A 25,778-nucleotide genomic window follows, 5' to 3' on the forward strand; every position below is an offset into this window, starting at 1 on the left:
CAAACGAGATATCGCACGCTTTGCGCACAATACTCATTATGAATTTTAGAAAGCATTTAGATTGCTTTCTTTACATACTAGCAAAAGTCTTGCTATAATTAAAATACATTTTTTAGATGTTTATTATTCCTCTAAGTTATTTCAATATAATGCGTGTTCGATGCTTTATTACATAGGATACTCATTATGAATATTTCTGAATAAAGGAGTTTTATGGAGCAAAATTTATCCACCTATCGTATTTTTTTTGAAGTTGCGAAGCAAGGGAATATCTCGAAAGCCGCAGAGTCCCTCTATATATCTCAACCTGCTATCTCCAAAACCATCGTGCGTCTGGAAGATAATTTAAATGTGAAACTCTTCAAAAGGAATTCCAGAGGAGTTAGTCTTACGGAGGAAGGGGAGGTTTTATTCCGCCATGTTGAGGAAGCCATTCATCATATCGAAGAGGCGGAAAGTGCGCTGCAAAAAATGAAGGATTATCATATCGGGCACCTCGATATCGGAGCCAGTACGACACTTTGCCGCTATGTCCTGCTTCCTTATTTAAAGATGTTTATGGAAGAATTCCCCAATATCCAGATTAATTTAAAAAATCAGGATAGTGCGAAAAATCTTCAGATTCTGGAAGCGCAAGATATCGACTTGGCCTTAGTTGCTATTCCCAAACATCTCAGTCCCAATCAAAGAGTTCTTTTGGAGCAGGATGTGGAAGACATCTTCGTAGCCTCCCCGAAGTATCTTGAAAATCTGAAGGCACTGCACGGAAATAATTTTTCCCTCTTTCAAGATGCGACCGTCATGCTCATGGATGAAAAAAATGTTTCCCGACATTACATTGATATGTATATTCGGGATAATCAATTGGATTTTAAGCAAATCATTGCCCTAAATACTATGGATTTGCTGATTGATTTTGCTAAAATTGATATGGGAATTTCCTGTGTCATTCGCTCCTTTGTAGAGAAAGATCTGGAAAATGGAAGCTTGGTGGAGATTCACCTCACTTCTCCGATTCCTAAAAGGAAAATCGGCTTTATGTACCATGCCAACAATTGCTCGAAATCTCTGGAAAGTTTTATTTCCTTTTTGGAAAAAAGAAAAGGAAAAGGTTAAATTGCAGATTCAGGATATAGAAAGTAAAATAGTAACGGCTTTTCTTAGCAATAGGATTCAGTCTTACACAATATAGAAGTATAGAAAGAAAGGAAATCGATTTATGGCAGAACAAAATAACAGCTCCTGTTCCTCTCACTGCGGCTCTTGCTCCGCAAATTGTCCCAGTAGAAAGAGCGGCATTGAAAAGCTTCCTTTAGGGGAAGGCTCTTCCGTAAAAAAAGTCATTGGCATCGTCTCCGGTAAGGGTGGCGTAGGAAAATCCACCGTCTGCTCCTTACTTGCTTCCGCAATGAATAAAGAGGGATTCCATGTCGGGATTTTGGATGCGGACATTACCGGACCGTCCATTCCGAAAGCATTCGGACTCCTCCATGACGGAGTAGCTTTAAGTGAGGACGGAAAGTCGATGGTGCCAGAAACCAGCAATGGCGGTGTGGAGATCATTTCCACCAATCTACTTTTAGAAAATGAAACCGATCCCGTGATTTGGAGAGGTTCCATGATTGCCAATGCGGTAAAGCAGTTCTGGCAAGAGGTAGAGTGGAAGGAAATCGACTATCTTTTCGTAGATATGCCTCCCGGAACAGGCGACGTACCGCTTACCGTCTTTCAGTCTCTTCCGATTGACGGAGTTATTATTGTGACCTCTCCGCAGGATTTGGTTTCCATGATTGTGGAAAAAGCGGTTCGCATGGCGGAAAAAATGAATATCCCCATCCTTGGCATTATCGAAAATATGTCCTATCTTCTTTGCCCGCATTGTAATGAGAAAATCAATGTTTTTGGCGAGAGCCACATCGAGGAGCTTTGTCAAAAAGAAGGCTTGGAACTCCTTGCAAAGCTTCCCATCGATTCGCAAAATGCCTCCTATATGGATGCCGGAGCCGTAGAAGCCATTGACACAAAAGAGAGTTTAAAGACAGCAGTAGCTTGCTTAAAAAAGCTTATCCAATCATAAATACCGCTAAATTAAAGAAGATACTCTTTAAGAATAAAAGAGCTGTAAAAATCAACCCATTGGCTTTTGATTTTTTACAGCTCTTTTTCGAAAGTTAGAGTTATAGAATTATAGGAAAACCGAGTTATAGATTTATAGGATAAAACGTGTTGATAAAGGTCAAAACATCCCAACAAGCCTTTTTCGACTCCATAAGACTAAAACAAAGGTTCCGGAGTACTTGTGCCCTCACCAAGTCCGGAAGAAATCGCTTCTACCACAGCTTTTAAGGCTTCTTCTTCATCGATACCGCTACATTCCACCCTCACGGTACTGCCTTTTTTCACGCCCGCAGCCATAACATTTAAAACCGATTTTCCGATGATTTTCCTTTCTCCGTAATACAGGATAATCTCACTCTTAAAACGGATACAGGTCTGTGTCAAAACACCTGCCGGACGAAGATGCAGTCCGGATTCATTGATAATCTTCACTTCTGCACTTGTCATTTTTCCCCCTTTTCCTGCTCTGAAGCGATTCTATGCTCTTCCCGATTTTCCTATTCCTAATCTTCTTGTTTTTTTATTCTTAATTTTTTTGTTTTCTCATTTTCCGTTTTTACTGAATACTCTCTTTTTCTTGTTTCCTTCGGAGGCTTTCCGCCTTGGAAAATTCACAGCCGCAATAATCCTGTCGATACAGAGCATACTGCTTGGATAATTCTACGGAACGTAGATACCTCCCCTTCTTTTTAAAGTCGGACGGTAAAAAACGAATCCCGTAGTGCTCCCCAATCTCTTCTCCCAGGCTATTTAAAAGAGCAGCATTCTTTAAAGGAGAAATACTTAAACTTGTACAGTAATAATCAAAAGGCGTGTCCGAATGCTCCGCATTCCATTTTTGAGCAAAGCGGGCAGTTTCCTCTAATCTAAGTTGAAAGCAGGCGGTGCATCTTCTTCCCCTCTCCGGTTCCTTTTCCAAGCCCCTTGCCACTTGGAGAAATTCTTCATGGGCATAATTCGTTACTATGCAGGAAATAGGGAGCTTCATTTCCTTAAGAAGTCTTTTACATTCTTCTGCACGACGATTGTATTCCGCCTCAGTCTCCAGATTCGGATTGTAAAAGAAAACTGTAATTGCAAAATATCTTTCCAAGCATTCCAGTACAGCGGTCGAGCATGGTGCGCAACAGGCATGCAGTAAAAGCCTCGGTTTTGACTCATCTTTTATCTCTCCGAGAATCGACTCCATGAGACACTCATAATTTTTCTTTTCCATAAGCTTTACTGCAAGAAGTCTCTGATTCTCTTGGAACGAACCGGATTTCTGAGTTTTCTCAGAGCCTTAGCTTCAATCTGTCTGATACGCTCACGGGTGACATTAAACTCTTTTCCCACTTCTTCCAAGGTTCTCGGGTGACCGTCTTCCAAACCGAAACGAAGTACGATGACCTGTCTTTCTCTTTCCTTTAAATCATCCAAAAGACTGTCAATATGCTCTCTCAGCATAACCGATTCTACATTTCCTTCCGGAGAAAGAACATTGGCATCGGCTACAAAATCGCCCAAGTTGGAATCGTCTTCCTCTCCGATAGGCGTCTCCAGGGAAGCCGGTTCTCTGGCAATCTGCATGATTTCCTGCACTTTTTCTTCGGTCATATCCAGATGCTCTGCCAGTTCTTTCACAGACGGCTCATAGCCGAGTTCCAGTGTCAGCTTTCTCTGCATTTTGGACATTTTATTGATGGTTTCCACCATATGCACCGGCACACGAATCGTTCTGGCCTGATCGGCAAGTGCACGAGTTACAGACTGTCGAATCCACCATGTCGCATAGGTGGAAAGCTTAAAGCCCTTCTCCGGATCAAATTTTTCAACGCCTTTAATCAAACCCAAATTTCCTTCCTGAACCAAATCCAGAAAACTCATTCCGCGTCCGGTATAGCGCTTAGCAATCGATACGACAAGACGAAGGTTCGCTTCAATCAGTCTCTGTTTAGCATACTCATCTCCCGCCTGCTTCTTCATGGCAAGAGAATACTCCTCCTCAGCAGTAAGAAGCGGAACCGTGCCGATTTCCTTCAGATACATCCGTACCGGATCTTCCGTACCGATTCCCTCCAGAAGGTCTACCGCATCGAGATCTATTTCTTCACCTTCTTCATCCTTAGTGAAATCATCATCTTCCAAGCCCAGAAGCTCGTCTTCACTGTCTTCTTTTTCATCTCCTTTTTCCAGCTTCTTTAAAGTATCCTCATCCAGAACCGGCGTCACTTCTACGCCTTTATTTTCGAGAAGAAGCAGAAAATTCTCCATTTGCTCCTCTGTAAGGGACAAATCCTTTACAGCGGTCTGGACCTCTCCCATGTCAATAGAGTTATTATTGCCCTTTGCCTTAATCATCAATTCTTCAATTATTTTCTCAAATTCTTCTCTTTCCAAGTTTTCTTCCTTTCTTAGGACTAAGTCCAAAGGCTAATGCCGGAAACCACACTGAGTATAAGTAAGGCCAGCGCTATCACAAGTTGTATATATTTTCTCTTTCCCTCTTCCATTCTTCGCTCTATAAAAACAAAGATTCGAAGAACAAAAGCAAAGAAAAAGATAAAGGGGAAAAGAACCATGTTTTCATCCGGATTACCGAGCGCCATAACCGACATGATAAAAATAATTAAGGCTATGACTCCATACAATATATCTATTTTATGATTGGGAACCTTTCCTCTTGATCTGCCAATCATCTGTAACCACCCCCATAGTTCTATTATTCCTTTTTTCCATGAGGTATCACAACTGTTATCAATAACACTCATTCCAATCAGAAAAAGGATTCCGTTTTTGTTCTTTACTGTCTCTGTCTGTAAACCTCATACATAAGAATACTTGCTGTCGTCGCTACATTCAAAGATTCAATCTGTCCCTGCATGGGAATACGTATGAGCTGATCGGAAAGCTTAGTCAAACTCTCCGAAAGTCCATTTCCTTCATTTCCGAGCATAAAAGCGGAAGGGCAACGAAAGTCTTCTTGATAAAACACATTTTCCCCCGAAAGATGCATGGCATATATGCGTACAGCTCGTTTTTTCAACATTTTGCAAATGCTCTCCAAGTCCTCATGTATACTGAAAGAAACACGAAAGAGAGAACCCATAGTAGAACGAACCGCCTTAGGACTAAAAATATCCGTGCACGTTTTATTCATAAAGATATGCGATATCCCGGCAGCCTCTGCCGTTCGAAAAATAGTTCCCAAATTCCCCGGATCCTGGATATCCTCCAAAATAAGATAAAAATCTCCTTCCGGCTCTTCTCGTTTCGGAATGGCAATTTTAGCAAGGATTCCCTGCTGACTTTCGGTTGTCGAAATACTTTCCATCGCTTTTTTACTGAGAAGAAAAACCCGTTCATCTTCTTTTACTAAGCCGTGCGGCAAGTTTCCTTCATAGCTTTCGGAAATAAATATTTGTACAAGAGAAGAAAGAGGCAAATCCCTTAACAAGCGTTCTCCCTCTCCTATAAAAAAGCCTTTCTCTCTTCTTTTTTTCCTTTTTTACTGAGTTCTCGAATTTCTTTGAGTAGTGCATTTGCCGGTGAATCAATTCTATGCATTCAGCCCTTACCTATCCTTCTTAACTCGAAAGGAGGACCGGAAAAGATCCTCACCATGAACAAGAAGTATAGCAAAAATTTGGCTTTACGTCTATAAGCTATGCTTAATTTCCTCCGAACCCGGACAAAACTCAATACCCTTCAGACAAAGCTCAATTTTACAACTATAAGCTATGCTCAATTTCCTCCAGTTCCAAAAGCCAAACTCGTGATGAAGCATCGCTCGCCTGCCTTAAATCACCTCGAGGAGATAATGCAATTCTTCCGATTTTGGGACCGTCCGGCATACAGGAACGTTTAAACTGTTGCGAAAAGAATCTTCTATAGAAAACTTTCAAGCACTGAAGAATTTCCTTCGGAGAAAAGGTTTTCTTCTCCTCTCTCTTATAATACTGCATATTTTCATCCGAAAAAGCATGGCAGGCAAGGAAAAAGAGTTTCTTTGCCGAAAAGCCGTATCGTAAATGCATATAGAGGAAGAAATCATGTAAAACGTAAGGCCCTAAAATTTCTTCCGTCTTCTGCTTTATCTCGCCTTTTTCATCCGGAGGCAAAAGCTCGGGACTGACCGGAACCTGTATAATCTCTTCCACAATTTTTTTCAAAGCCTTTACTTTTTCCTTATCCATGCTATCTTTTCCCGCGTTTTCCATTTCCTTAACAAAGGATCTCAGAATAAGGGGAATAACGGTCTTTGGTACATCGCAGTTCACATTGTACATCGACATATGATCCGCATTGTAAGTGGAAAATCCCAGTGCCGATTCCGACAAATCTCCCGTACCGACAAGAAGTGCTCCCTCCTTATTGGCCAAATCCATAAGAATTTGTGTCCGCTCTCTGGCCTGTGCATTTTCATAAACGACGTCGCGCATTGTTTCATCATAGGAAATATCTTTAAAATGCTGCAGTACCGCATCTTCAATGGATATTTCTCTCAATTCCGTTCCGAGGAGCCTCGCGCATTCCAAAGCATTGTTACGAGTGAGCTTGCTCGTTCCGAAGGAAGGCATGGTAATCGTTAAAATGTTATCTAAATCATAGCCCATAAGTCGGAAACACTCTACACAGACAAAAAGTGCCAAGGTAGAATCCAGACCGCCGCTTAAGCCTAATATGACCTTCTGTGCGCCGATATGCTTTAGTCTTTTCTTAAGCCCCTGCACCTGAATGCTTAGAATCTCTTCGCCTCTCTCATAGTCTTTTCCGGAATCGGGAGGGAGAAACGGCATAGGGTTAATAAAACGCTTTAAAGAAATCTTCTTTTTCCGCTTTTCCGAAGAGAAGGGGGCCGAAACTCCCTGTGCTTCATAGTCTGCCTTATAAAGAGGAAACGGAACCTGCACTGCGGAATCTTCCGTCGTCTCAAAAGTATTTTGCTTTATCCTCTCCTGCCATAAGACGGAAAGATCGATGTCACTATAAATCATCCCCTCATAAAAACGAGGAGACTCGGATAGAATCTTTCCATTTTCCGCAATCATACTGTGTGCGGAAAAGACCATATCCTGTGTGGACTCGGATGGACCGGCACTGGTGTAGATATAAGCATTATGTAAGCATCCGCTGGAATGCTGTACTAAAGCTCTTCGACTGTCATTTTTCCGAATCAAAGCATCGGAAGCCGTAGTATTGGCAATGACCGTAGCTCCCATCAGACAATGCGTAACCGAGGGAGGATTCGGAACCCACAGATCTTCACAGATTTCCACGGCCAGCCTGAAACGCGCCTCATTTTCCGCCGTAAAATGAAGATGCATCCCGAAGGGAATCCATTCCTCTTCCTTCCCCAAAAAATCGGGAATCCACTCCACTTCTTCCCTTCCTTCCTGAAAATAGCGTTCTTCATAGAATTCGCTGTGGTTGGGGAGATGCTTTTTGGGAACAATTCCGAGGATTTTCCCTTTCTGCATCACAAACGCGGTATTATACAGCTTTCCGCGTAAAACAAAGGGATAACCGAAAACAAACAAAACCGGGCTGTCTGCAGTCTTCTCGGCAAAAATTCCGACTGCCTCTGCACAGGCTTTTTGTAAGCTTTCCTGTAAGAGCAAATCGTGAGCCGTATAACCTGAAACGGCAAGCTCCGGATAGACCAAAAGAGAGACAGACTGCTTTTCTGCCTCTTTCGCCCATTTAAGCATCTCATCCACATTATAAAAAGGGTCCGCCACACTGACTTTCGGGCTGACCGAAGCCACTCTCACAAAATCATTCATGCTATACTCCTACTCCTCTTTTCTTTCTCTTTCGGGGAAAATAAAGTTTTAAAGCCATTTATCACGGGAATACAAACGCATTTCCTTAAGCAGCTTTTCCGGACAATCTAAAATATATGCCGTCTTCTTTCCTTCATGTTGCACTAGGTAAAAGTAGTGTTGATTCTCTCCAACCCCCGCCAAATCCAGAACGGGAATCCCCTCTCTCTTATATCGTTCAAGGGTTTCCGGGCTCCACTGCCGAATTTCCAGAATCTCTTCTTTCTCAACACTGAACAGTTTTTTTCGACTGCTTTTATGATATACGATATCCACACTCAGCTCCCCTGCCATGTACAGATATTCATATTCTATACTTGTCCTGTTCCATAAATAATATGTCAAGACAAAGGAAAATACAAAGAAAATCAACGGTAAAGAAAGTAAATACAAGATAATAAAGCAAAGAAAGGGGAGAGCTATTGCCACTCCCCTTTCCATGTATTCTTTCGTTCCTCTTTTTCCCTTGACCAGATGCTCAATATAGTTCTCCATGGGAAAATCTCCTTCTATTGTACGAAAGTGAAATGCTGTTTACATCATTCCGCCCATTCCGCCCGGAACTTGAGGCATAGGCGGCTGCGGCTCCTTGATGTCTGCTACTACAGACTCGGTAGTAAGAAGAGATGCGGCAACCGATGCGGCATTCTGTAATGCAGTTCTGGCAACCTTCGCAGGATCAATGATACCGGCATCCATCATATTAACATACTCTTCCTTGTAGGCATCAAAGCCGAAGTTCTGCTTGCTTTCCTTGACTTTATTTACAATTACGGCACCTTCCAGTCCGGCGTTGTAAGCAATGGTATACATCGGTGCTTCCAGAGCCTTTAAGACAATCTTTGCCCCGGTCTTCTCATCTCCGTCAAGCTTATCTACTACTTTCTCTACAGCAGACTGTGCGTGGATATAAGCGGATCCGCCTCCGGCGATAACTCCTTCTTCCACAGCAGCTCTTGTAGCATTTAAAGCATCTTCCATACGAAGCTTTGCCTCCTTCATCTCGGTTTCGGTTGCTGCTCCTACACGGATTACGGCAACACCGCCGGAAAGCTTAGCCAAACGCTCCTGAAGCTTTTCCTTATCAAAATCGGATGTCGTAGCCTCGATCTGTCCTCTGATCTGGGCAATTCTATCGCTAATCTCTTTCTTCTTTCCTAAGCCTTCTACAAGAGTGGTTTTATCTTTACTTACCTTAACAGACTTTGCTCTACCGCACTGCTCAATTGTAGCATCCTTTAAATCTAAGCCGACTTCTTCGGAAATCACCTCACCGCCGGTTAAGATGGCGATATCTTTCAGCATTTCCTTTCTTCTGTCGCCATAACCCGGAGCCTTTACGGCAACCACATTGAAAGTACCTCTTAACTTGTTGACAATCAAGGTTGTTAATGCCTCGCCCTCAATATCTTCCGCAATAATCAGAAGCTTTGCACCGGTCTTTACAACCTGTTCAAGGAGCGGAAGAATATCCTGAATATTGGAAATCTTCTTATCGGTAATCAGAATATACGGATCGTCCAAGTTTGCTTCCATCTTCTCCATATCGGTACTCATGTATGCACTGATATAGCCGCGGTCAAATTCCATACCTTCTACAAGGTCAAGCTCGGTCTGCATGGTCTTGGACTCTTCAATGGTAATCACGCCGTCCTTCGATACCTTCTCCATAGCATCGGCAACCATCTCTCCCACTGCACTGTCTCCTGCGGAAATGCCGGCAACCTTTGCGATCTGATCCTTTCCCTTTACCTTGGAGCTCTGCTTCTGAATGCTCTCTACGGCAGCCTCGACCGCCTTCTTAATTCCTTTTCTAAGGATAATGGGATTTGCCCCCGCCTCCAGATTCTTTAATCCCTCAGTGACAATAGCTTGCGCCAAAACTGTTGCCGTCGTGGTTCCGTCTCCGGCTACATCATTGGTCTTGGATGCCACTTCACGAACCAGCTGTGCGCCCATATTCTCATACGGATCCTTTAAATCAATTTCCTTGGCAATGGAAACACCGTCATTCGTGATAAGCGGTGATCCGAAGGACTTATCCAGTACCACATTTCTTCCCTTTGGTCCCAAAGTTACTTTCACGGTATCGGCAACGGCGTCTACACCGGCAGCCAATGCCTTTCTTGCTTCTACTCCATATTTAATTTCCTTAGCCATATAATCCTCCTTGTACGGAAAAACCTGTTTATGTTGTTATCCTTATTCTACAATTGCCAGAATATCGCTCTGCTTTACTACAGTGTATTTCTTACCTTCTAATTCCACTTCCGTTCCGGCATAACGAGAAAAAAGAACATGCTGCCCATTCTTTACCTGCATGCTGATTTCCTTACCGTCTACCACTCCGCCCGGTCCTACAGCCACAACAACTGCCTGTCCCGGCTTTTCCTTATCATCCTGTCCCGGAAGAACGATTCCGCTCTTCGTGGTTTCTTCCATTTTTTCTTTTTCCAAAACAACTTTATCAAATAAGGGAACTAATTTCATTTCTTACCTCCTCGCAAATCTGCATAAGATGCAATCACGCATTTCTTTAAACAACAATAGGCATTATAATCCGCCTTATTAGCAGTGTCAAGTATCGAGTGCTAAAATGATTGTGAAGTTTTGGTGAACAGTTTCTCCCAAAATATAAATGGCTTTTTCTTACAAATAAATGAATTTTTGCTGAAAATGAAAAGAAAACTTTATTGTAAAATAAATATTTCTAAGTATAATTAAGAATGCAGCAGACGAATTGCCTTAATTTTGAGGAAAGTCGTTGTAAAATATTACTTTGGAGGTTCAGTTTTATGAAGAAGAATATTCTTATTGCAGGAATCATTGCTATGCTTTCCACTGCAACTGTAATGCCGGCTTTTGCCGAGGGTAAGGCTGTAGCATGGGGCGGCTCAACTACAGACGCAACAGAATCAAACGGTCACTGGGTTACCAACAGCGACGGTTCTTGGTCCTTCATCAGCAATGAGACCGGAAGACCCATTATCGGTTGGGTTGTTTATAAGCGTCAGTGGTACTATATGGCTGATAACGGTCATATGGTAGGCGGTTGGGTAAAGCTTGGATTTGACTGGTACTATTTCTCTCCCAATGCTGTAGAGAATCAGCCGACAGGCTCTCTCTATATGAACAAGCTGACTCCGGACGGGTACAGAGTGGATTCCAACGGAAGATGGGTAAACTAATCGGTTTATTCTGATTTTTCGTGTCACTTCAAGATCGTAAAAGACCGGCGGGAACTTTCCCCCGGTCTTTTGTTCAGAATGAAGATTCTTTGCAGTATCGATGATTTCTTATTCATAAAACTATTTTGCATAAAATGTGCAATGTTTCATTTCCTATTTTTTCGTTAAGGAGGCTGCTTATGAAAAAAATGATAGTCTTAATCGGATGGGCTTTTCTCTTATCCGTTACAGCAGCACTTCCGTCCTTTGCAGAAGAAAATAACACAGTTGGCTATGGCGGATCTACCACTACTGCGCCGGATTCTTATGGACACTGGGTTCAGAGCAGAGACGGATCTTGGTCATTTATCAGTAATGACACGGGTTCTCCCATGTACGGTTGGATTGTAAACAAGCATCAGTGGTATTATATTGCCGCAAACGGTCGTATGGTTATCGGATGGCAAAAGATTAACTATGAAACTTATTATTTTTCTGAGAAGTCTATTGAAAATCAACCTCTTGGTTCTCTTTATATGAATAAATTTACTCCTGACAATTATCGAGTAGATTCCAAAGGAATCCGGGCAGATTAATTCCTGAAAAAGATTGGATGCGTTTCATTCCTAAAAATACAAGTTCCGAAAAAGACCGATAAGCCCGGCGACTGCCGGTTTATCGGTCTTTTCCAGATTCCATCTATTTAGCCTCTATTTATCTTCCTAAAAGCGTCTTTAATCTCTCCATGGCCTCTTTCGTTTTTTCATGTGTGGAAAAGGCCGTCAAACGGAAAAATCCCTCTCCTGCCTCTCCGAAACCTGCCCCGGGAGTTCCAACGACATAAACTTCATTCAAAAGCTTGTCAAAGAAGGACCAAGAATCCATTCCATCCGGACATTTCATCCAAACGTAAGGAGAGTTCTTTCCTCCTGTATAATAAATTCCTAAAGAGTCCAGCGTAGCCATAATCGTCTTGGCATTTTCTTTATAATACTGAATATTCTCCAGAATTTCCTTTTCGCCTTGCTCTGTAAACACGGCAGCGGCAGCTTTTTGCACAATATAGGAGACTCCATTAAACTTCGTAGTCTGTCTTCTCAACCACATTTTTCGGAGAGACTGCCCGGAAAAGACAAGCTTATCCGGCACCACGGTATAGCCACATCTCGTTCCGGTAAACCCGGCTTTCTTAGAGAAAGAACAAAACTCAATCGCGCATTCCTTTGCTCCGGGAATCTCATAAATTGAATGCGGCAAATCTCCCTCCACAAAGCACTCATAAGCCGCATCAAAAAGAATAACGGCATCCTGGGCCCTTGCATAATCCACCCAAGCTGCAAGTCCCGCCCTGTCATACACTGCCCCGGTCGGATTATTCGGGGAACAAAGATAGATTAAATCAGCCTTTACGGAAGAGTCGGGCATAGGCAAAAATCCGTTTTCCTCTCCTGCACGAGCATAAAGAATCTTATTTCCCTGCATAATATTTGTATCCACATAGACGGGATAGACCGGATCCGTAACCAGAGCGGTAATCCCCCTGTCAAAAAGATCCAAAATATTCCCTAAGTCGGATTTTGCGCCATCGGAAATAAAAATCTCTTCTTTTTCCAACTGAACCGAAAATTTCTTGTAATACGATTGAATTTCTTCTCTTAAGAAATCGTATCCTTGTTCCGGTCCATAGCCATGAAAGCTTTCCGCTACGCCCATTTCATCAGAAGCCGCTTTCAATGCTTTCACTACCTCCTTTGGAAGAGGCCGAGTTACATCGCCTATCCCCATACGGATCAGTTGTGCAGCCTTGTCCTGATTCTTCTCCTGCCATTCCCGGATACGTTTGGAAATTTCTGCAAAAAGGTAACTTTCCTTCACCTCTTGATAATGATGATTCACTTTCATTCCCATTTTTAGCCCTCTATACTAACAACTCCGGTAAAACAAATCGTACCGGAATCCAAACAAGATGTCATGCTTCGCCTGCGCCACTTGTTATGAATTAAAGCACACCTACCTTTATGCAGGGTAATGTGTATTGTCATAGGAGAGATGTTGCAATACATCCTGACAATATTTTTTACTCCACCATTTTGCGACCGGAAGATTCATATCTCGAAAATTTCCGCAGTCGTGCTCTGTAGCACCGGGAATTTCTCCCTCAAAATCGGAAATAAACGAAAAACAGGATAGCAAAAGTTCCTGAATGTCTCGACTTTCCAAATCTCCTTTTAAAAGAAGGTAGAAGCCGGTACGACAGCCCATTGGTCCAAAGTACAGGATTCTCTCCTTCCACTCCGTATCATTTCTTAAGAAAGTCGCCGCAAGATGCTCTATCGCATGCATGGGAGCATTTTCCATCGCAGGCTCTACATTCGGTCTGGTAAATCGCAAATCGAAGCTTGTAACTGTCTCCTCTCCAACCTTATCCTTTCTGGATACGTAAACTCCAGGGAGAAGATGAATATGATCCACTGTAAAACTGGCAATCTTCTCCATACTACACTTCTTCCGTTACAATAAGGCCGCCGTTTTCACCCTGTTCTTCACTCTGCTTCCTTTCAGCTGTTTTCACGCATTCAGAGTTATTCTCCTCAGTACTGTCATCCTGATTCTCATAGAAAAACTCGACATCGACGTCTTCTGAATCTACTGCATCTTCATCATCGGAAAATACCGTCTTTTTCTTATCCCAAGCTTCCTTAACTGCTTTATAAGCATCTTTTCCCGCATCTACTGCAAGGTTTTTCGTATCAATAGCCAGATTTTTTGCCGCATATCCAAGATCCTTTGCGACCGACTTAAAATCCTCCTTTGTTCGAGAATCCTTTAAAATAGTATAAGAACGCTTCGCAGAATCCTTCACTTCCATAGCGGAATCCATAACATCGGTAAAATCCTGATCCACTGCCTCGGAAAACTTCCGATATTTGTAGAGGTAGGATACTATACCGGCAACCGCACCGGTTAACGCAGCCAAAAACACAAATGAACCGAATTTCTTAGCCATAAATTTCCTCCTTATCCCTTCACATCATCCTCTTTAATTCATTTTAAAACTGGATTTCAAAGAAACAATTCTGTTGAAAATGGGGTGTCCTTCCGTAGAATCCTTACAATCCACACAGAAATAACCGTTTCGAACGAACTGGAAGCTTTCGAGCGGCTCAGCCGATTCCAAAATCTTCTCCAGGTAGCAGTCTTTTACCGTAAGAGAATTCGGATTAAAATTAAGGCTGCCGTCTTCATTCAACTTTCCTTTTTCCTCATCAATCAACTGCTCATAAAGTCTAACTTCCGCAGTAAAGGCTGTCTTTGCATCTACCCAATGAATCGTTCCTTTTGCTTTTCTCTCCGTAAAGCCGGAACCGGACTTGGTAGCCGGATCATAAGTACAGTGCACGACTGTGACATTTCCTTCTTCATCACATTCATAAGAAACAGCCTTCACAAAATATGCTCCCATCAGACGAACTTCATTCTCCATGGTCAGCCTTTTATACTTCTTTGGGGGATCCGGCATAAAGTCATCCCGCTCAATATAAAGCTCCTTCGAAAAATGTACCTCTCTCTCTCCAAGCGCTTCATTTTCCAAATTGTTGGGAATACTGAGCACTTCTCCCTCACCCTCATAATTGTCAATGATTAGCTTAATTGGATCAAGAATCGCCATATAACGCGGTTTCTTAAGCTTCAAATCCTCACGGATACAATACTCTAAAAGGGAATAATCACTGGAAGATTGTGCCTTCGAAATCCCGGAAAGCTTCACAAACTGCGCCAAACTTTCTTTCGTATAGCCTCGTCTTCTCAGTGCCGCAATGGTAACCAGTCTGGGATCATCCCAACCGTCTACGACCTGATCCTCTACAAGTTTCTTAATATATCGCTTTCCTGTCACCACATTGGTAAGATAAAGCTTTGCAAACTCAATCTGTCTCGGCGGATAAGGAAACTCACACTCCTTTACCACCCAGTCATAAAGCGGTCTATGATCTTCAAACTCCAGTGTACAAAGTGAATGGCTGATTCCCTCCACCGCATCCTCTATGGGATGCGCAAAATCATACATGGGATAAATACACCACTCATCCCCCGTATTATGATGGCTCATATGGGAAACGCGATAAAGAATAGGATCACGCATATTGATGTTGGGACTTGCCATATCAATCTTTGCACGAAGCGTCTTCTCTCCGTCCTGATACTTCCCTTCTTTCATCTCAGTAAATAATCGAAGATTTTCTTCAATGCTGCGATTACGATAAGGACTCTCCTTACCCGGCGTATTATAGTCTCCGCGATATTCACGAATCTCCTCAGCCGTTAAATCATCTACGAAAGCCTTTCCTTTCTGAATCAAAAAAACAGCCTTTTCATACATGATAGGAAAATAGTCGGACGCAAAAAACATTCTGTTTTCAAAATCAGCCCCCAACCATTCCACATCTTTTCGAATGCTTTCCACAAACTCCGTCTTTTCTTTAACCGGATTTGTATCATCGAAACGCAAATTAAAAGTACCGTTATACTCCTTTGCGATACCGTAGTTTAATAAAATGGACTTTGCATGCCCAATATGCAAATAGCCGTTAGGCTCAGGGGGGAAACGGGTTTTGATTTCCTTTACCCTTCCTTCTTTCAAGTCCTCATCAATAAAGTTCTCAATAAAATTCTTGGACTCCGGCTCTGTATTCTTATTCTCTTCCGTAACAGAACGATTCTCCTCAGCCATCTTTTCCTCCTGGTTTCTAATACTGACTGCCTCAGTTTAAAATCAGCCAATAAGGCAACTTATCTTTTAATCAAGGTATTATACCACAAAGAAGAATAAATTATCTATTCATTTCTAGCAAGGAGATATTTTGCTCTGTCCATACAATATTTCGCTCTGTCCATACAATATTTCGCTCTGTCCGGACAAAAATACCAAATCCACGACTCTTTCAATTTATAAAACCTATCAGGAATCCTTGTACTCCAAAAGGAGATCCGGCAACACGCCCCTTTGTCCTGCCCAAATCTTGTCAATCTGTTCTTCCGATACGGGACTGGTTCCGCTTCCGCATTCCACGGTCACGGATGGCACATTAAACTTTCTTTCCATATAGTCTTTAAATCCCCCTGCATAATTTTCACGGTAGGAATTCACCATTCTATAGTTGGAATTTTTCTTTATGATTTCAGCCAGTTTTTTAGCTTCTTCTACATAGGAGCCTTCTCCAAAATACCAGTAAATAACTTCTCCCTGCGTATGATAGCTGATTGTTGCGGAAAAATTTTCCTTTCGTTGTAAATCAGCCAAAGCCTTGGATTCCGCCTCGGATTCTGCAGAACTTCCCTTATACTCATCTTTAGAAGGATAGCCTTTCTTATCCACGGTTTGTTCCCAATTCACATCAAAATTCTTGTTCAGGTTCACACCTCTTAAATTGTTTTTCCAAAGACGGAAATAGGAAGATAAATGAGTCGCATGCTCTTTTTGGGCCATTTCCAGAACGGATTTTCTGAGTTCCTCCGAACCTATCCCGTTTAACCCGTTTTGTACCAGAGAAACACCATCCGGGTTAAGCATAGGGACAAAATGAATGCAAGTGTTCTGCAGTAAATGTTTTATGGAGTTTCCTTGATAACCGCTTTCCTTTTTTTCCATCTCTAGCAAAGAGGCAATCTCCCTCATAACCACTTTTGTCACGATATACTCTCTGGAATGAATGCTGCCATGCACGAGTATTTTTTTAGGCGCAGACGGATTTCCGACAATAACATGATAGAGTTCTCTTCCGTCTATCGTTTTTCCCAAAGAATCCAAGTGCATAGACGGATAATTTTTCTGTAAAGCCATAAGATCGTCGTACATTTCATTGTATCCGTATACTCTATAATCCGAAAATCCATAACCCTGTAATAAAGGAACCGTTTCAGCTGAAACATTTCCACTGAATGCTTCCTCCTGTTCCTTACTTCCTATCATCATTCCCGGACCGGAAGATACAATTTCCGTATCGTCCAAATCCGGACCGTCTGCAAATACGGGAGTGGAAAAAAGCAAAGCTGCACATAAAATATAAACCGGTTTACAATATTTTTTTCGCATAATAACCTCTTTTCTTTTTCGTAGTTTAACAAAACGAAAAAGAAAATCCGCTACTTTTTTCTTACAAACGAGATATCGCACGCTACGCGCACGATACTCGTTAAGAATTATAAGAATATTTCATAGACTATCGGAACGAGAATAACCGTAAAAATACCGGCAAGTACGATGGACAAGGAAGACATGGCACCTTCAATTTCTCCCATTTCCAGAGCCTTAGCCGTTCCGATGGCATGGGCACTGGTTCCCAAAGCCAATCCCCTTGCTATAGGATGATGTATCGGCAGTATTTTAAAGACAAAATCGGAAAGAATCCCTCCTATAATCCCCGTGAGAACAATGGAGGCAACCGTTAAATTGACATATCCCGAAATAGATTCGGAAATCCCTAAGCCAATCGCCGTTGTGATGGATTTAGGTAAAAGTGTTGCGATATGTTCTGCGGGAAGTTTAAAAAAGAATCCCATCAAAAGGATGCTTCCCAGGGAACTGATTGTTCCCAGGAGAACCGCACAAAAAACGGCTTTGAAATTATTTTTCAATAAAGAAAACTGCTTATACAGAGGAATAGCGAGGCATACCGTCGCAGGAGTCAGAAAATAATTCAAAATATCAGCTCCCTCCAAATAAGAGTCGTATGGAATCTTGAAAGTAAGCAGGATTGCAATAATAATGATTGTGGAGACCAAAAGCGGATTCAACAGTTCCAGCTTAAAGCGAAGCTTAATCTGCACCGCCAGCAAGAAAATAAAAATACTGAGTACAAATCCGAAGTGATCCGCACTGCTTATCAATTGACTCATTTCTTTTCCTCCGATTCTTCTTTTTCCCAATCTTCTTTAGACTCGGTTTTCCGTAATATAAATTCTGCCGAAAGACCGGTAACAGCCATGACCAAAAAAGTGGAAAAAAGAATAATCACCATATACGGAAAGAGGACGGGTAGTAAAAGCTTACTGACGGTCATGGTTCCTACTGCCGCAGGCAAAAACATAATGCTCATGGTTTCCAATAAAAAATTTCCTGCCTGCTCAACCTCGTCCAGACGAATGATTCCTCTCATGAGGAAGATAAGCATTAGAATAAGCCCGTATACACCGGCAGGAACCGGCAAGGGCAAAGACGCATTTAAGATTTCACCGACAAAGGTGAAAAAAATAATCCATAAAACTTCTCGAATCAATTTCATACTGATTTCCTCCTGATTAAACTGGTTTAGTTTATTCGCAATCTTCCATTTTTACAAGAGAAAAAAGAGATTACTCCCTTTTATACAAAAAAGAGAATACTCCGTTTTATACAAAGTTATTTTATCCCAAATAAAACGGCTAGTCCTTTACAAAAGACTTTCCCTACGCTACTATGCTTTCAGATTAAACTATGCCCCGGGAGGGAGAAATTTATGACTGTCAAGAATTGGAAAACCAAAAAGTTAATCAGCTTGTCCATGCTCATTGCCTTACAGATTATTCTGACCAGAATGTTTTCTATCAATGCCTGGAATATTCGTATCGGCTTCGGATTCGTGCCAATGCTCTTCGCCATTCTTTACTTCGGTACAGTAGAAGGCATTCTTGTTGCATCTTTATCCGACGTTCTGGGAAGTCTTTTTCTCTCTTCTTATCCTTATTTTCCGGGTTACACTTTTTCCCTGGCTCTCTCCGCTTTGATTTTCGGTCTGATTTTCAAGCACGGAAAAGGCAGATTGCAAATATTTTTTGCGGTTGTACTCACACAGCTTATCTGTAGTCTCTTATTGAACAGTTTGTGGATTTCCATCAATACCGGTTCTACACTGCTCCCCATTATGCTCAGCCGATTGGTTCAGGTAGGAATCAATGGAACCATGCAATTTTTAACCATTCACTTTATGATTTTTGTCTTAGAAAAAAGATTTCCGATGCAGGAGTTTACATCATGACACGAGAAGAAAGCAGAAAGGCACTGTGCGGTAGTACGGATCCGATTCCGGAAAGAAGCGATTTACAACCGCTAAGAGTACTTTTACAGCGTCTCGGTAATCCCGAAAAAACACTTCGTATAATTCATATTGCAGGTAGTAACGGGAAAGGCTCGGTAGCTGTGAGTTTGCAGAATATATTGACGCTCGCGGGATACAAAACCGGTCTTCACACTTCTCCGCACCTGGAGAGCATGAATGAACGCTTTACGATAGACGGTGTACAAATCAGCGATGCCGATTATCTTCGTATGAGTAACTTGATCCGGAAAGAACTTCCTCTTTTGCCTTCTATGCCGAACGAGTTTGATTTGCTGACTGCTCTTGCTTTTCTTTATTTTAAAGAGCAAAATGTTGATTTTTTGATTTTAGAAGTGGGTCTTGGCGGTCGCCTGGACGGTACCAACGTGATTGACAAGAAGCTACTCAGTATTATTTGCCATATCGGCTTGGAACATACGGCCATTCTCGGAAACAGCCTTTCCGAAATAGCTCAGGAAAAGGGCGGAATCATCCTGGATGGAACCCCTACTGTCTTAATGCAACAGTCGGATGAAGTGATGCAGGTGATTCGAAAAATTGCCAAAGAAAAGAATTCCAAGCTTATCTTGACAAACAGTCGTTTTCTGCATTCCTACCCTTTTTATTTGGATAACGGTTATCAATATTTTACATACAAAGATAGAAGAGAATATGCCTTGTCACTCTTAGGCGACTATCAGTTGGATAATGCCATGGTCATTTGTGAGGCGATTGATTATTTGAAAAGTATTGGGCTTCGCATTCCTGAAGATGCCGTTAAACTAGGGCTGTATACAACGGAATGGAAAGGTCGCTTTGAAGTACTGAAAAAAAATCCGCTTATTGTACTGGATGGAGCACACAATCCTCAGGCAATCACTGCAGTTGTCCGTTCCGTGGAAATGCTTTTTCCAAAGTATAAAAAAAGAGTTTTCTTCTCTGTTATGCAAGATAAAAACTATACGGAGATGCTTCGTATACTAAAGAATAACAGTTTAAGTTTTACCTTCTTCCAAGTCGATTCTGTCAGAGGGATGGACGCTTGCGCCCTTAAGGAACTATGGGAAAAGGAATTTGACGGAGAAATCCACCTCGCGAAAAGCTTGGAAGACGGTCTGCAGTGGAATTTTGAAAATTTAAGAAATGAGGAGGGAAAAGCACTCCTCCTCTGTGTCGGATCTCTTTATCAGGTTAGTGGAATAAGAAGGTATTGTAGGGAGAACCTATAAATCTCTCCCTACTCTTCTTCCTCGTCTTCTACATAGATGGAATCAAAGTAACCCGCCTTGGTATAAGCCTCTTCTTCCTCATCCAGCGCGGCAATGTATGGAAAATTTTCCGGGCTGTAATGCTCCCTTTCTATATCCTTTACATAGAACAGGTATAAAACATCTTCATTGAGTTCCATAGAAGGTATTTTTCTTTGAAACATACTTAGAATTTCCCAGCAAGATAAAGCATCTTCATATTCCAATTCTAAAGTCAGATACCGATTTTCACGTTTATAGTAGCCACGAACCGTTGCTCCGACCGTATTTTCGCCGAAGCTTTCCATAAAGGCTAAAAGCAGCTCCTCTTCTTCGATATTTTTGCCGTCCTCCAAGTATGCATCCGGATCTTCAATCAAAATATTTACTTTCGAAAAAGAAAAGTCCTTCAGTTGAATAAAGTCCATAAGATTTAAAAATGCTGTGTTACATTCCACATTGTTGCGCTTTGCAAATTCCTCCAAGACCGCGTCATAGCCTCCCGGCAAATGTATTTTTTCCATTGTTAACTCCTTTTTTCAATAAAACAAAGATATTTTTCTTTTCGACTCGTTTAACTCTTTCTTTTTTCCTTATTTTGCTTTAGGATAAAGAAAACTTTTTAAAATTATTTTTTTAGTATAAGACTAAAAAAGTACAAAGTTGCTTTTGTATCGTTAAATGGGATAGCTTCTGTCCTATATTCGATACTTCGTTAAGGTTTTACTATACTTATCTGCTGTAAACAAGTGCTTTTTGAAAGGATGGCCAGGAAAATGAAGTTATTGGAAGAGCGAATCAAAGAAGACGGACAGGTACGCCCCGGAAATATTCTGAAGGTAGACAGCTTCTTAAATCATCAGTTGGATATTTCTCTCTTAGAACAGCTGGGAAATGAGTTCTATGAAAAATTCAAAAATAAGGGGATTACCAGAATTCTGACAATTGAAGCTTCCGGAATTGCACTGGCTTGCCTGGCAGCACAGCACTTTAAGGTTCCGGTTGTTTTTGCCAAAAAAGCAAAAAGCAAAAACTTAGATGGAGAACTTTATACTTCTACAGTGCATTCTTTCACCTACGGAAAGGACTTTACCGTTACTCTTGCCAAAAAGTTCTTATCTGAAGACGATACCGTTTTATTGATAGATGATTTTTTGGCGGTCGGAAAGGCCATGCGCGGCCTAATTGACATCTGCAATCAGGCGGATGCCAAGATTGCCGGTATCGGCATCGCTGTCGAAAAGGGATTCCAGTCCGGCGGAAAAGAACTTAGGGAAGCCGGATATGATGTATACAGCTTGGCTATTATTGACGAAATGACGGATGACGGATCAATCACGTTCCGTTCATAAGAGATTTCATCAAGCCATTTTGTCCCATAATCCCGGTATAACAAGATGTCTCGGGCTTTGCCTCGAAACTACTTAAGAATGACAAAAAACCGTAACTAAAGAATCTCTTGAAACATCTTTAGTCACGGTTTTTCTCATTCCTTCTCTTCCGTTTTTTGCTCAAGAACACTTTTACCCGTTCGTTCTTCGTCTTCTTTATTTTTCTTAATCATGGCATCCAGTCTCATCCACATGATTTTATATAAAACAATGGTTAAGACAACGATGAATAGAAAAGAAATCAGCAAAAAGGGAAGCAACAGCTCTTTGTTTACCATCTTATGAATGCCTTTCTCCCAAAACAAAGCTAAAGCTTGTAATCACACCATCCTTGTTCTGTACAATTTCCTGCAAATAAAGATTCGGCAGGAAAGAAACAGCATCTTTCGCCGTAATAATCGGTAAATTTTCATCCAGATAACGCATAAGTGCTGACTTAGAAAGCACAATTTCCGTTTCATAGGCCACCTCTCCGCTGGGGCGTCCATTCTTCTTATGATAGTAGACTTTGGCAGAAAAGAGGTAATGATTTCCGTCCGTTTTTCTGTCTTTACTCACAATGGCCAAGATACTATCCGGATGCTCCTTATAGAGGCTTTCCGCATTAAATGAACGATTTCCGTTCTCATCAAAATACACACCTTCACCATTCTGTTGATTTTTCAGCATTTCACCGTTTTCGTCTACATAGTAACGATTTTCAATCCATGCATCGCGAATCATATGACCTTGCTCATCAAAATAATAGCTCTTACCGTCTAAATCCAGACGTCCCGTATGCATCTTACCATTCTCGTCCAAATAGTATTTTTCTCCGTCCAGCTCAAGGAATCCGGTCTGCATAATGCCTTGTTCATCGAAATAATAGTATGATCCGTCAATCAAGGTCCAGCCGATTGCTTTATCCCCATTTTCATCTATATATTCCTTACCCTTTTCCGAATCCACAAATGAAGAAAGGTGATACTTCTCTTTATCCAGGTCAACCGTGAATTCTTTAATATACAATTCTCCCTTTGCCCCGTCAGAAGCCACGGCATATGCCATAAGTGAATATTTACCGTTTCTGCTGATGGAAATCGGTCCGGTATACTCTTCCTGCAGAATCTCATCCTTACCGCCGGATAAGCTGTAAAGAATTTTATTAGAGCTGCTTTCCAAGTTGATTTCCAAACTGTCGTGGTATAAGTCTTCCGTAATATTACTGCTCACTTTCGGATCCATGGCTTTCAAGCTTTTCTGAATCTCTTCATTTTCCGGAAAACGCTTTGCTCCTTCCATCAGGCAAGCAACCGCTTCTTCATGTTTCCCCTCCTTAGACAAGGCATCGGAAAGCAGTAAATAATATCTCTCATCCACCTGAAAACTTTCTTTATCCTTCTCCAAGCTTTCAGCGGCCTCGCTGTATTGTTTTGCCTGTAGCAGATTTTCCCCTTTTTTTAGAAACGAATCATATCGAACTTTTGTGGAATTTAAGTAATTAATTCCCGCAAATCCCAAAACTGCCACAGCAACCGTTGCCGCAACAATTTTCTTGCTGGGCATGCTTGCCTTCAATTCTTTCATGGATGTCGGCGGAATGGTGGAATTCTCACGAAAATCATCGGGATCATCCGGAATTTCTCCAAAAAATTCTTTTTCTTCCTGCTTATCTTGAATTTTATAAATTAGAGCATCGGAATCTTCTTCCTCTTGGTTCGATTCTTTCCCTTCTTCCGGTATTTCTTCCTCCATCTTTCCTTCAAAAGCTTCATCATTCGCTTCTACAGATTTCTCTTCTGCTTCATCCGCATCTTCTTCTGTAGCTTCATCCGCATCTTCTTCTGTAGCTTCTGTTAATTCTATTTCTTCAGTTTTTTCAGTTTCTTCTATATCTTCAGTATCTTCAGTATCTTCAGTATCTTCAGTATCTTCAGTATCTTCAGTATCTTCAGTATTTTCCGTTTCTTCTACTGCATCTTTGATATCTTCAGTTTCCTCTGCAGCTTCAGTCTCTTCTATCGCCTCTTCCTTTTCTTCTGCTGTTTCCGCTTCGTTTTCTTCTGTATCGGATTCTTCATCCTCTATTTGCGAATTCTTCTCAGCATCCGAATCAAGGCTGTTCTCAAGAGTTTGCTCTTCTTCGGTATCACTTACTTCCGATTGCTCCTCTTCATGAACTTGCCTCATCAGGTTTGACGCCTCAACAGCTTGAATTTCTACAATATCTTCCTCAATATCTTCCTCTAAAACTGCATTTTCTTCTCGTTCCATTTCATCCTCTGAGGTAGACAATCCCTCCTCAGAATGACTGGTAACTTCGACTTTTTCCTCTTGTTCCAATTCTTCCTGATATTCTATGGCTTGACGAAGAAACTCCGGCTCCTCCGTGCCTTTTTCTTTTTTCTGCAAATCTGACACAGAAAAAGGGGTGAAGCTTACATCCAATAATAAGCCGCAATTCGGACAGAACCTCTGCTTCTCATCTACTTCCGTCCCACAAAACTTACACTTCATCCTTCTCCTCCTGCCTAGTATTTCACCAAATTCAATTTGCCATTTTCATATTCAGCAAGAAAAACATCCGAAATGTTCTCCACATCCTGTTCCTTCAGCTTTTCCATGAGCCAATCTTCTGTCTTATCGATGCTGTCCAACGCTTGTAATTGAATAGTTCCGTCAGTAATAAGCGGAAAACGCGGATTCTCTTCTCCGGACTGAACAATAATCAACTGCCCGTTTTGTTCGAGCACTGCCTGTTTCACAGTTTTAATGCTATAAATTCCATTACTTCTTAATTTAAACATAACTTCATGTGCGGTAAGTCCTGCTGTTCTGCAGGCTTCCGTATCCAATTTCCCTCTGGAAATCAGAACTACCGGTTTTCCGTCAATCGCTACCTTAAAGAAAGAACTGTTTGTCTTCAACCATCTCATGCTTAATACCAAACAGATCCAGATTAATAAAATAATAAGGTACTGTAATATTCCAATACTGCTATTGTAAATTACACCACCTATAATTCCACCTAAAACATAATTCTGTACCGCATCAATAGCAGATGAAGGCGCCAAATTTCCTTTTCCGGTAATATTGATTACGATAATTAAACTAATCAGACCTAAGGCCAGCTTAATAGCAATATTCACATAAGATAAAATCATGATGTTGACTCCGCATCTATTATTTCAATTTGGGGATTATAAATTTCCATATTCTCCAAAAGAATCTTCCCATCCGCATAAATAACTCTAAAGAAATGATTCTCCGGAACTCGGATGATTGCACCGTCCCGGGCAGCCTGTGTATTAATGACAATCTCCTCTTTCGGAATAGCCAAGGTTTCCGATAACTCTTCTATCAGTCTAAGCGCTGTTCCATATCCGTCATCCACAGCCTTATGTTCCTGTGCCTCGTTAATCCTGATTCCGACTAAAATAAGCACCAAAAACAAAGCAATCAGAGCAAGCTCTCTGTATTTGCTTTGTTTTTTTCTTTATAATATTTAAAAACTCCGAACAGCAAGACAGAGGTAGCTAAAACGATCAGTACAATTTGTACCCAGTTAGTTACCTCAATTCTGCTTAATAAATAATTATAGGTATAGAACTTCATTTATATTTCTGCAATCGCCTCTATCTCACAAAGTACGTTCTTTGGAAGAGTCTTTACCGCTACGCAGGAACGAGCCGGCTTGGAAGTAAAATACTTCTCATAAACACCGTTAAATGTAGCAAAATCAGCCATATCCGCTAAAAAGCAAGTGGTCTTGACAACCTTTGTAATATCGCTTCCACCCGCTTCCAAAATCGCCTTCACGTTCTTGCAGCTCTGCTCTGCCTGTGATGTAATATCACCGGGGATTTCTCCGTTCTCGGGATTTACCGGAATTTGTCCGGAGGTAATAAGTAGATTTCCTACCACAAATCCCTGAGAATAAGGTCCGATAGCAGCCGGTGCATTGCTTGTAGAAACAACTTTCATATTCCTCTCCTTA

28 protein-coding genes and 1 pseudogene are annotated in these 25,778 nt (G+C 41.5%); 7 read left to right on the plus strand and 22 right to left on the minus strand.

Annotated elements, in window-relative coordinates:
* Positions 1–213: 213 nt before the first annotated feature.
* On the plus strand, positions 214–1,116 hold the full coding sequence (locus tag HMPREF9624_RS02305; RefSeq protein ID WP_009536359.1) for a LysR family transcriptional regulator: 903 nt from the start codon (positions 214–216) through the stop codon (positions 1,114–1,116).
* 103 nt (positions 1,117–1,219) lie between these two features.
* The gene (locus HMPREF9624_RS02310) at positions 1,220–2,077 is read left to right on the plus strand and encodes an Mrp/NBP35 family ATP-binding protein (RefSeq protein ID WP_009428813.1); all 858 of its coding nucleotides are present in this window, start codon (positions 1,220–1,222) and stop codon (positions 2,075–2,077) included.
* A gap of 197 nt (positions 2,078–2,274) precedes the next feature.
* Here the strand turns inward: HMPREF9624_RS02310 and HMPREF9624_RS02315 are convergent, their stop codons facing one another.
* From HMPREF9624_RS02315 to HMPREF9624_RS02355, 9 genes are all read right to left on the minus strand, one after another.
* Positions 2,275–2,565 (minus strand): HPr family phosphocarrier protein, encoded by a 291-nt coding sequence (locus HMPREF9624_RS02315; protein ID WP_009536360.1) that lies wholly within the window; start codon positions 2,563–2,565, stop codon positions 2,275–2,277.
* A gap of 109 nt (positions 2,566–2,674) precedes the next feature.
* Positions 2,675–3,334, minus strand: coding sequence for an epoxyqueuosine reductase QueH (locus tag HMPREF9624_RS02320; RefSeq protein ID WP_036594550.1), 660 nt, complete (start codon positions 3,332–3,334; stop codon positions 2,675–2,677).
* Between the two features lie 5 nt (positions 3,335–3,339).
* Entirely contained in the window at positions 3,340–4,497 is a 1,158-nt protein-coding gene (gene rpoD / locus HMPREF9624_RS02325) for an RNA polymerase sigma factor RpoD (RefSeq protein WP_009428904.1), read from the minus strand.
* A gap of 20 nt (positions 4,498–4,517) precedes the next feature.
* Positions 4,518–4,796 (minus strand): hypothetical protein, encoded by a 279-nt coding sequence (locus tag HMPREF9624_RS02330; protein ID WP_009536362.1) that lies wholly within the window; start codon positions 4,794–4,796, stop codon positions 4,518–4,520.
* Positions 4,797–4,900: 104 nt separating this feature from the next.
* Positions 4,901–5,554 (minus strand): TrmH family RNA methyltransferase, encoded by a 654-nt coding sequence (locus HMPREF9624_RS02335; protein ID WP_009536363.1) that lies wholly within the window; start codon positions 5,552–5,554, stop codon positions 4,901–4,903.
* Positions 5,555–5,828: 274 nt separating this feature from the next.
* Positions 5,829–7,883 (minus strand): NAD(+) synthase, encoded by a 2,055-nt coding sequence (locus tag HMPREF9624_RS02340; protein WP_009536364.1) that lies wholly within the window; start codon positions 7,881–7,883, stop codon positions 5,829–5,831.
* Positions 7,884–7,931: 48 nt separating this feature from the next.
* Positions 7,932–8,417 carry a DUF6106 family protein gene (locus HMPREF9624_RS02345; protein ID WP_009536365.1) on the minus strand — a complete coding sequence of 162 codons (486 nt, stop codon included), beginning with the start codon at positions 8,415–8,417 and terminating at the stop codon, positions 7,932–7,934.
* Between the two features lie 39 nt (positions 8,418–8,456).
* Positions 8,457–10,082 (minus strand): chaperonin GroEL, encoded by a 1,626-nt coding sequence (gene groL, locus HMPREF9624_RS02350; RefSeq protein ID WP_009536366.1) that lies wholly within the window; start codon positions 10,080–10,082, stop codon positions 8,457–8,459.
* 42 nt (positions 10,083–10,124) lie between these two features.
* Complete coding sequence (locus HMPREF9624_RS02355) at positions 10,125–10,412, minus strand: co-chaperone GroES (RefSeq protein WP_009536367.1); 288 nt, start codon at positions 10,410–10,412, stop codon at positions 10,125–10,127.
* A gap of 305 nt (positions 10,413–10,717) precedes the next feature.
* On the opposite strand from HMPREF9624_RS02355, the gene HMPREF9624_RS02360 reads away from it, so the two are divergent.
* Both HMPREF9624_RS02360 and HMPREF9624_RS02365 read left to right on the plus strand, forming a co-directional pair.
* Positions 10,718–11,110, plus strand: a complete 393-nt coding sequence (locus tag HMPREF9624_RS02360) for a hypothetical protein (RefSeq protein ID WP_009427861.1) — start codon at positions 10,718–10,720, stop codon at positions 11,108–11,110.
* Positions 11,111–11,289: 179 nt separating this feature from the next.
* Entirely contained in the window at positions 11,290–11,685 is a 396-nt protein-coding gene (locus HMPREF9624_RS02365; RefSeq protein WP_009536368.1) for a hypothetical protein, read from the plus strand.
* A 118-nt stretch (positions 11,686–11,803) separates the two neighbouring features.
* On the opposite strand, the gene HMPREF9624_RS02370 is transcribed toward HMPREF9624_RS02365, so the two are convergent.
* The 7 genes from HMPREF9624_RS02370 to HMPREF9624_RS02400 all read right to left on the minus strand — a co-directional run bounded on the left by HMPREF9624_RS02370 (position 11,804) and on the right by HMPREF9624_RS02400 (position 18,372).
* The gene (locus tag HMPREF9624_RS02370) at positions 11,804–12,997 is read right to left on the minus strand and encodes an LL-diaminopimelate aminotransferase (protein WP_009536369.1); all 1,194 of its coding nucleotides are present in this window, start codon (positions 12,995–12,997) and stop codon (positions 11,804–11,806) included.
* 108 nt (positions 12,998–13,105) lie between these two features.
* Positions 13,106–13,585: an S-ribosylhomocysteine lyase gene (locus HMPREF9624_RS02375; RefSeq protein WP_009536370.1), complete on the minus strand. Its 480-nt coding sequence runs from the start codon at positions 13,583–13,585 to the stop codon at positions 13,106–13,108.
* Position 13,586: 1 nt separating this feature from the next.
* A complete protein-coding gene (locus HMPREF9624_RS02380) occupies positions 13,587–14,096 on the minus strand; it encodes a hypothetical protein (RefSeq protein ID WP_009536371.1) in 510 nt (169 codons plus the stop codon).
* Between the two features lie 33 nt (positions 14,097–14,129).
* Positions 14,130–15,821, minus strand: coding sequence for a glutamine--tRNA ligase/YqeY domain fusion protein (locus HMPREF9624_RS02385; protein WP_009429923.1), 1,692 nt, complete (start codon positions 15,819–15,821; stop codon positions 14,130–14,132).
* A 228-nt stretch (positions 15,822–16,049) separates the two neighbouring features.
* Positions 16,050–17,183, minus strand: coding sequence for a M14 family zinc carboxypeptidase (locus tag HMPREF9624_RS02390; protein ID WP_009536372.1), 1,134 nt, complete (start codon positions 17,181–17,183; stop codon positions 16,050–16,052).
* A gap of 107 nt (positions 17,184–17,290) precedes the next feature.
* A complete protein-coding gene (locus HMPREF9624_RS02395; RefSeq protein WP_009536373.1) occupies positions 17,291–17,986 on the minus strand; it encodes an LrgB family protein in 696 nt (231 codons plus the stop codon).
* Positions 17,983–18,372 (minus strand): CidA/LrgA family protein, encoded by a 390-nt coding sequence (locus HMPREF9624_RS02400; protein WP_009536374.1) that lies wholly within the window; start codon positions 18,370–18,372, stop codon positions 17,983–17,985. The genes HMPREF9624_RS02395 and HMPREF9624_RS02400 overlap by 4 nt, the downstream gene beginning before the upstream one ends.
* A 213-nt stretch (positions 18,373–18,585) precedes the next feature.
* Here HMPREF9624_RS02400 and HMPREF9624_RS02405 point away from each other — a divergent pair, with 213 nt between their 5' ends.
* Both HMPREF9624_RS02405 and HMPREF9624_RS02410 read left to right on the plus strand, forming a co-directional pair.
* Positions 18,586–19,104, plus strand: coding sequence for a folate family ECF transporter S component (locus HMPREF9624_RS02405; RefSeq protein WP_009536375.1), 519 nt, complete (start codon positions 18,586–18,588; stop codon positions 19,102–19,104).
* Positions 19,101–20,393 carry a bifunctional folylpolyglutamate synthase/dihydrofolate synthase gene (locus tag HMPREF9624_RS02410; protein WP_009536376.1) on the plus strand — a complete coding sequence of 431 codons (1,293 nt, stop codon included), beginning with the start codon at positions 19,101–19,103 and terminating at the stop codon, positions 20,391–20,393. Before HMPREF9624_RS02405 ends, HMPREF9624_RS02410 begins: the two co-directional genes overlap by 4 nt.
* Positions 20,394–20,401: 8 nt before the next feature.
* Here the strand turns inward: HMPREF9624_RS02410 and HMPREF9624_RS02415 are convergent, their stop codons facing one another.
* Positions 20,402–20,935, minus strand: coding sequence for a hypothetical protein (locus tag HMPREF9624_RS02415; RefSeq protein ID WP_009536377.1), 534 nt, complete (start codon positions 20,933–20,935; stop codon positions 20,402–20,404).
* Positions 20,936–21,187: 252 nt separating this feature from the next.
* On the opposite strand from HMPREF9624_RS02415, the gene HMPREF9624_RS02420 reads away from it, so the two are divergent.
* The gene (locus HMPREF9624_RS02420) at positions 21,188–21,763 is read left to right on the plus strand and encodes a xanthine phosphoribosyltransferase (RefSeq protein ID WP_009536378.1); all 576 of its coding nucleotides are present in this window, start codon (positions 21,188–21,190) and stop codon (positions 21,761–21,763) included.
* A gap of 134 nt (positions 21,764–21,897) precedes the next feature.
* On the opposite strand, the gene HMPREF9624_RS02425 is transcribed toward HMPREF9624_RS02420, so the two are convergent.
* The 5 genes and pseudogenes from HMPREF9624_RS02425 to HMPREF9624_RS02445 form a co-directional block, all read right to left on the minus strand.
* Positions 21,898–22,080 carry a hypothetical protein gene (locus HMPREF9624_RS02425; RefSeq protein WP_009536379.1) on the minus strand — a complete coding sequence of 61 codons (183 nt, stop codon included), beginning with the start codon at positions 22,078–22,080 and terminating at the stop codon, positions 21,898–21,900.
* Between the two features lies 1 nt (position 22,081).
* Positions 22,082–24,298 (minus strand): cell wall-binding protein, encoded by a 2,217-nt coding sequence (locus HMPREF9624_RS02430; RefSeq protein ID WP_009536380.1) that lies wholly within the window; start codon positions 24,296–24,298, stop codon positions 22,082–22,084.
* A gap of 14 nt (positions 24,299–24,312) precedes the next feature.
* The gene (locus tag HMPREF9624_RS02435; protein ID WP_009536381.1) at positions 24,313–24,945 is read right to left on the minus strand and encodes a DUF421 domain-containing protein; all 633 of its coding nucleotides are present in this window, start codon (positions 24,943–24,945) and stop codon (positions 24,313–24,315) included.
* Positions 24,942–25,396, minus strand: a pseudogene (locus HMPREF9624_RS12355) (DUF3290 family protein). The gene HMPREF9624_RS02435 and the pseudogene HMPREF9624_RS12355 overlap by 4 nt, the downstream one beginning before the upstream one ends.
* A complete protein-coding gene (locus tag HMPREF9624_RS02445; RefSeq protein ID WP_009429138.1) occupies positions 25,397–25,765 on the minus strand; it encodes a RidA family protein in 369 nt (122 codons plus the stop codon).
* Between the last annotated feature and the right edge of the window lie 13 nt (positions 25,766–25,778).

The organism is Oribacterium asaccharolyticum ACB7, assembly GCF_000238075.1.
GTDB lineage: Bacteria > Bacillota > Clostridia > Lachnospirales > Lachnospiraceae > Oribacterium > Oribacterium asaccharolyticum.

Bases quoted from the DNA above. Each gene is read 5' to 3' on its own strand.
- HMPREF9624_RS02385 (WP_009429923.1), bottom strand. From the start codon at position 15,821: ATGGCTGAGGAGAATCGTTCTGTTACGGAAGAGAATAAGAATACAGAG.
- HMPREF9624_RS02380 (WP_009536371.1), bottom strand. From the start codon at position 14,096: ATGGCTAAGAAATTCGGTTCATTTGTGTTTTTGGCTGCGTTAACCGGT.
- HMPREF9624_RS02415 (WP_009536377.1), bottom strand. From the start codon at position 20,935: ATGGAAAAAATACATTTGCCGGGAGGCTATGACGCGGTCTTGGAGGAA.
- HMPREF9624_RS02305 (WP_009536359.1), top strand. From the start codon at position 214: ATGGAGCAAAATTTATCCACCTATCGTATTTTTTTTGAAGTTGCGAAG.
- HMPREF9624_RS02420 (WP_009536378.1), top strand. From the start codon at position 21,188: ATGAAGTTATTGGAAGAGCGAATCAAAGAAGACGGACAGGTACGCCCC.
- HMPREF9624_RS02330 (WP_009536362.1), bottom strand. From the start codon at position 4,796: ATGATTGGCAGATCAAGAGGAAAGGTTCCCAATCATAAAATAGATATA.
- groL (WP_009536366.1), bottom strand. From the start codon at position 10,082: ATGGCTAAGGAAATTAAATATGGAGTAGAAGCAAGAAAGGCATTGGCT.
- HMPREF9624_RS02390 (WP_009536372.1), bottom strand. From the start codon at position 17,183: ATGCGAAAAAAATATTGTAAACCGGTTTATATTTTATGTGCAGCTTTG.
- HMPREF9624_RS02400 (WP_009536374.1), bottom strand. From the start codon at position 18,372: ATGAAATTGATTCGAGAAGTTTTATGGATTATTTTTTTCACCTTTGTC.
- HMPREF9624_RS02360 (WP_009427861.1), top strand. From the start codon at position 10,718: ATGAAGAAGAATATTCTTATTGCAGGAATCATTGCTATGCTTTCCACT.
- HMPREF9624_RS02375 (WP_009536370.1), bottom strand. From the start codon at position 13,585: ATGGAGAAGATTGCCAGTTTTACAGTGGATCATATTCATCTTCTCCCT.
- HMPREF9624_RS02405 (WP_009536375.1), top strand. From the start codon at position 18,586: ATGACTGTCAAGAATTGGAAAACCAAAAAGTTAATCAGCTTGTCCATG.
- HMPREF9624_RS02430 (WP_009536380.1), bottom strand. From the start codon at position 24,298: ATGAAGTGTAAGTTTTGTGGGACGGAAGTAGATGAGAAGCAGAGGTTC.
- HMPREF9624_RS02445 (WP_009429138.1), bottom strand. From the start codon at position 25,765: ATGAAAGTTGTTTCTACAAGCAATGCACCGGCTGCTATCGGACCTTAT.
- HMPREF9624_RS02425 (WP_009536379.1), bottom strand. From the start codon at position 22,080: ATGGTAAACAAAGAGCTGTTGCTTCCCTTTTTGCTGATTTCTTTTCTA.
- HMPREF9624_RS02410 (WP_009536376.1), top strand. From the start codon at position 19,101: ATGACACGAGAAGAAAGCAGAAAGGCACTGTGCGGTAGTACGGATCCG.
- HMPREF9624_RS02395 (WP_009536373.1), bottom strand. From the start codon at position 17,986: ATGAGTCAATTGATAAGCAGTGCGGATCACTTCGGATTTGTACTCAGT.
- HMPREF9624_RS02365 (WP_009536368.1), top strand. From the start codon at position 11,290: ATGAAAAAAATGATAGTCTTAATCGGATGGGCTTTTCTCTTATCCGTT.
- HMPREF9624_RS02315 (WP_009536360.1), bottom strand. From the start codon at position 2,565: ATGACAAGTGCAGAAGTGAAGATTATCAATGAATCCGGACTGCATCTT.
- HMPREF9624_RS02310 (WP_009428813.1), top strand. From the start codon at position 1,220: ATGGCAGAACAAAATAACAGCTCCTGTTCCTCTCACTGCGGCTCTTGC.
- HMPREF9624_RS02320 (WP_036594550.1), bottom strand. From the start codon at position 3,334: ATGGAAAAGAAAAATTATGAGTGTCTCATGGAGTCGATTCTCGGAGAG.
- HMPREF9624_RS02435 (WP_009536381.1), bottom strand. From the start codon at position 24,945: ATGATTTTATCTTATGTGAATATTGCTATTAAGCTGGCCTTAGGTCTG.
- HMPREF9624_RS02355 (WP_009536367.1), bottom strand. From the start codon at position 10,412: ATGAAATTAGTTCCCTTATTTGATAAAGTTGTTTTGGAAAAAGAAAAA.
- HMPREF9624_RS02340 (WP_009536364.1), bottom strand. From the start codon at position 7,883: ATGAATGATTTTGTGAGAGTGGCTTCGGTCAGCCCGAAAGTCAGTGTG.
- HMPREF9624_RS02345 (WP_009536365.1), bottom strand. From the start codon at position 8,417: ATGGAGAACTATATTGAGCATCTGGTCAAGGGAAAAAGAGGAACGAAA.
- HMPREF9624_RS02370 (WP_009536369.1), bottom strand. From the start codon at position 12,997: ATGGGAATGAAAGTGAATCATCATTATCAAGAGGTGAAGGAAAGTTAC.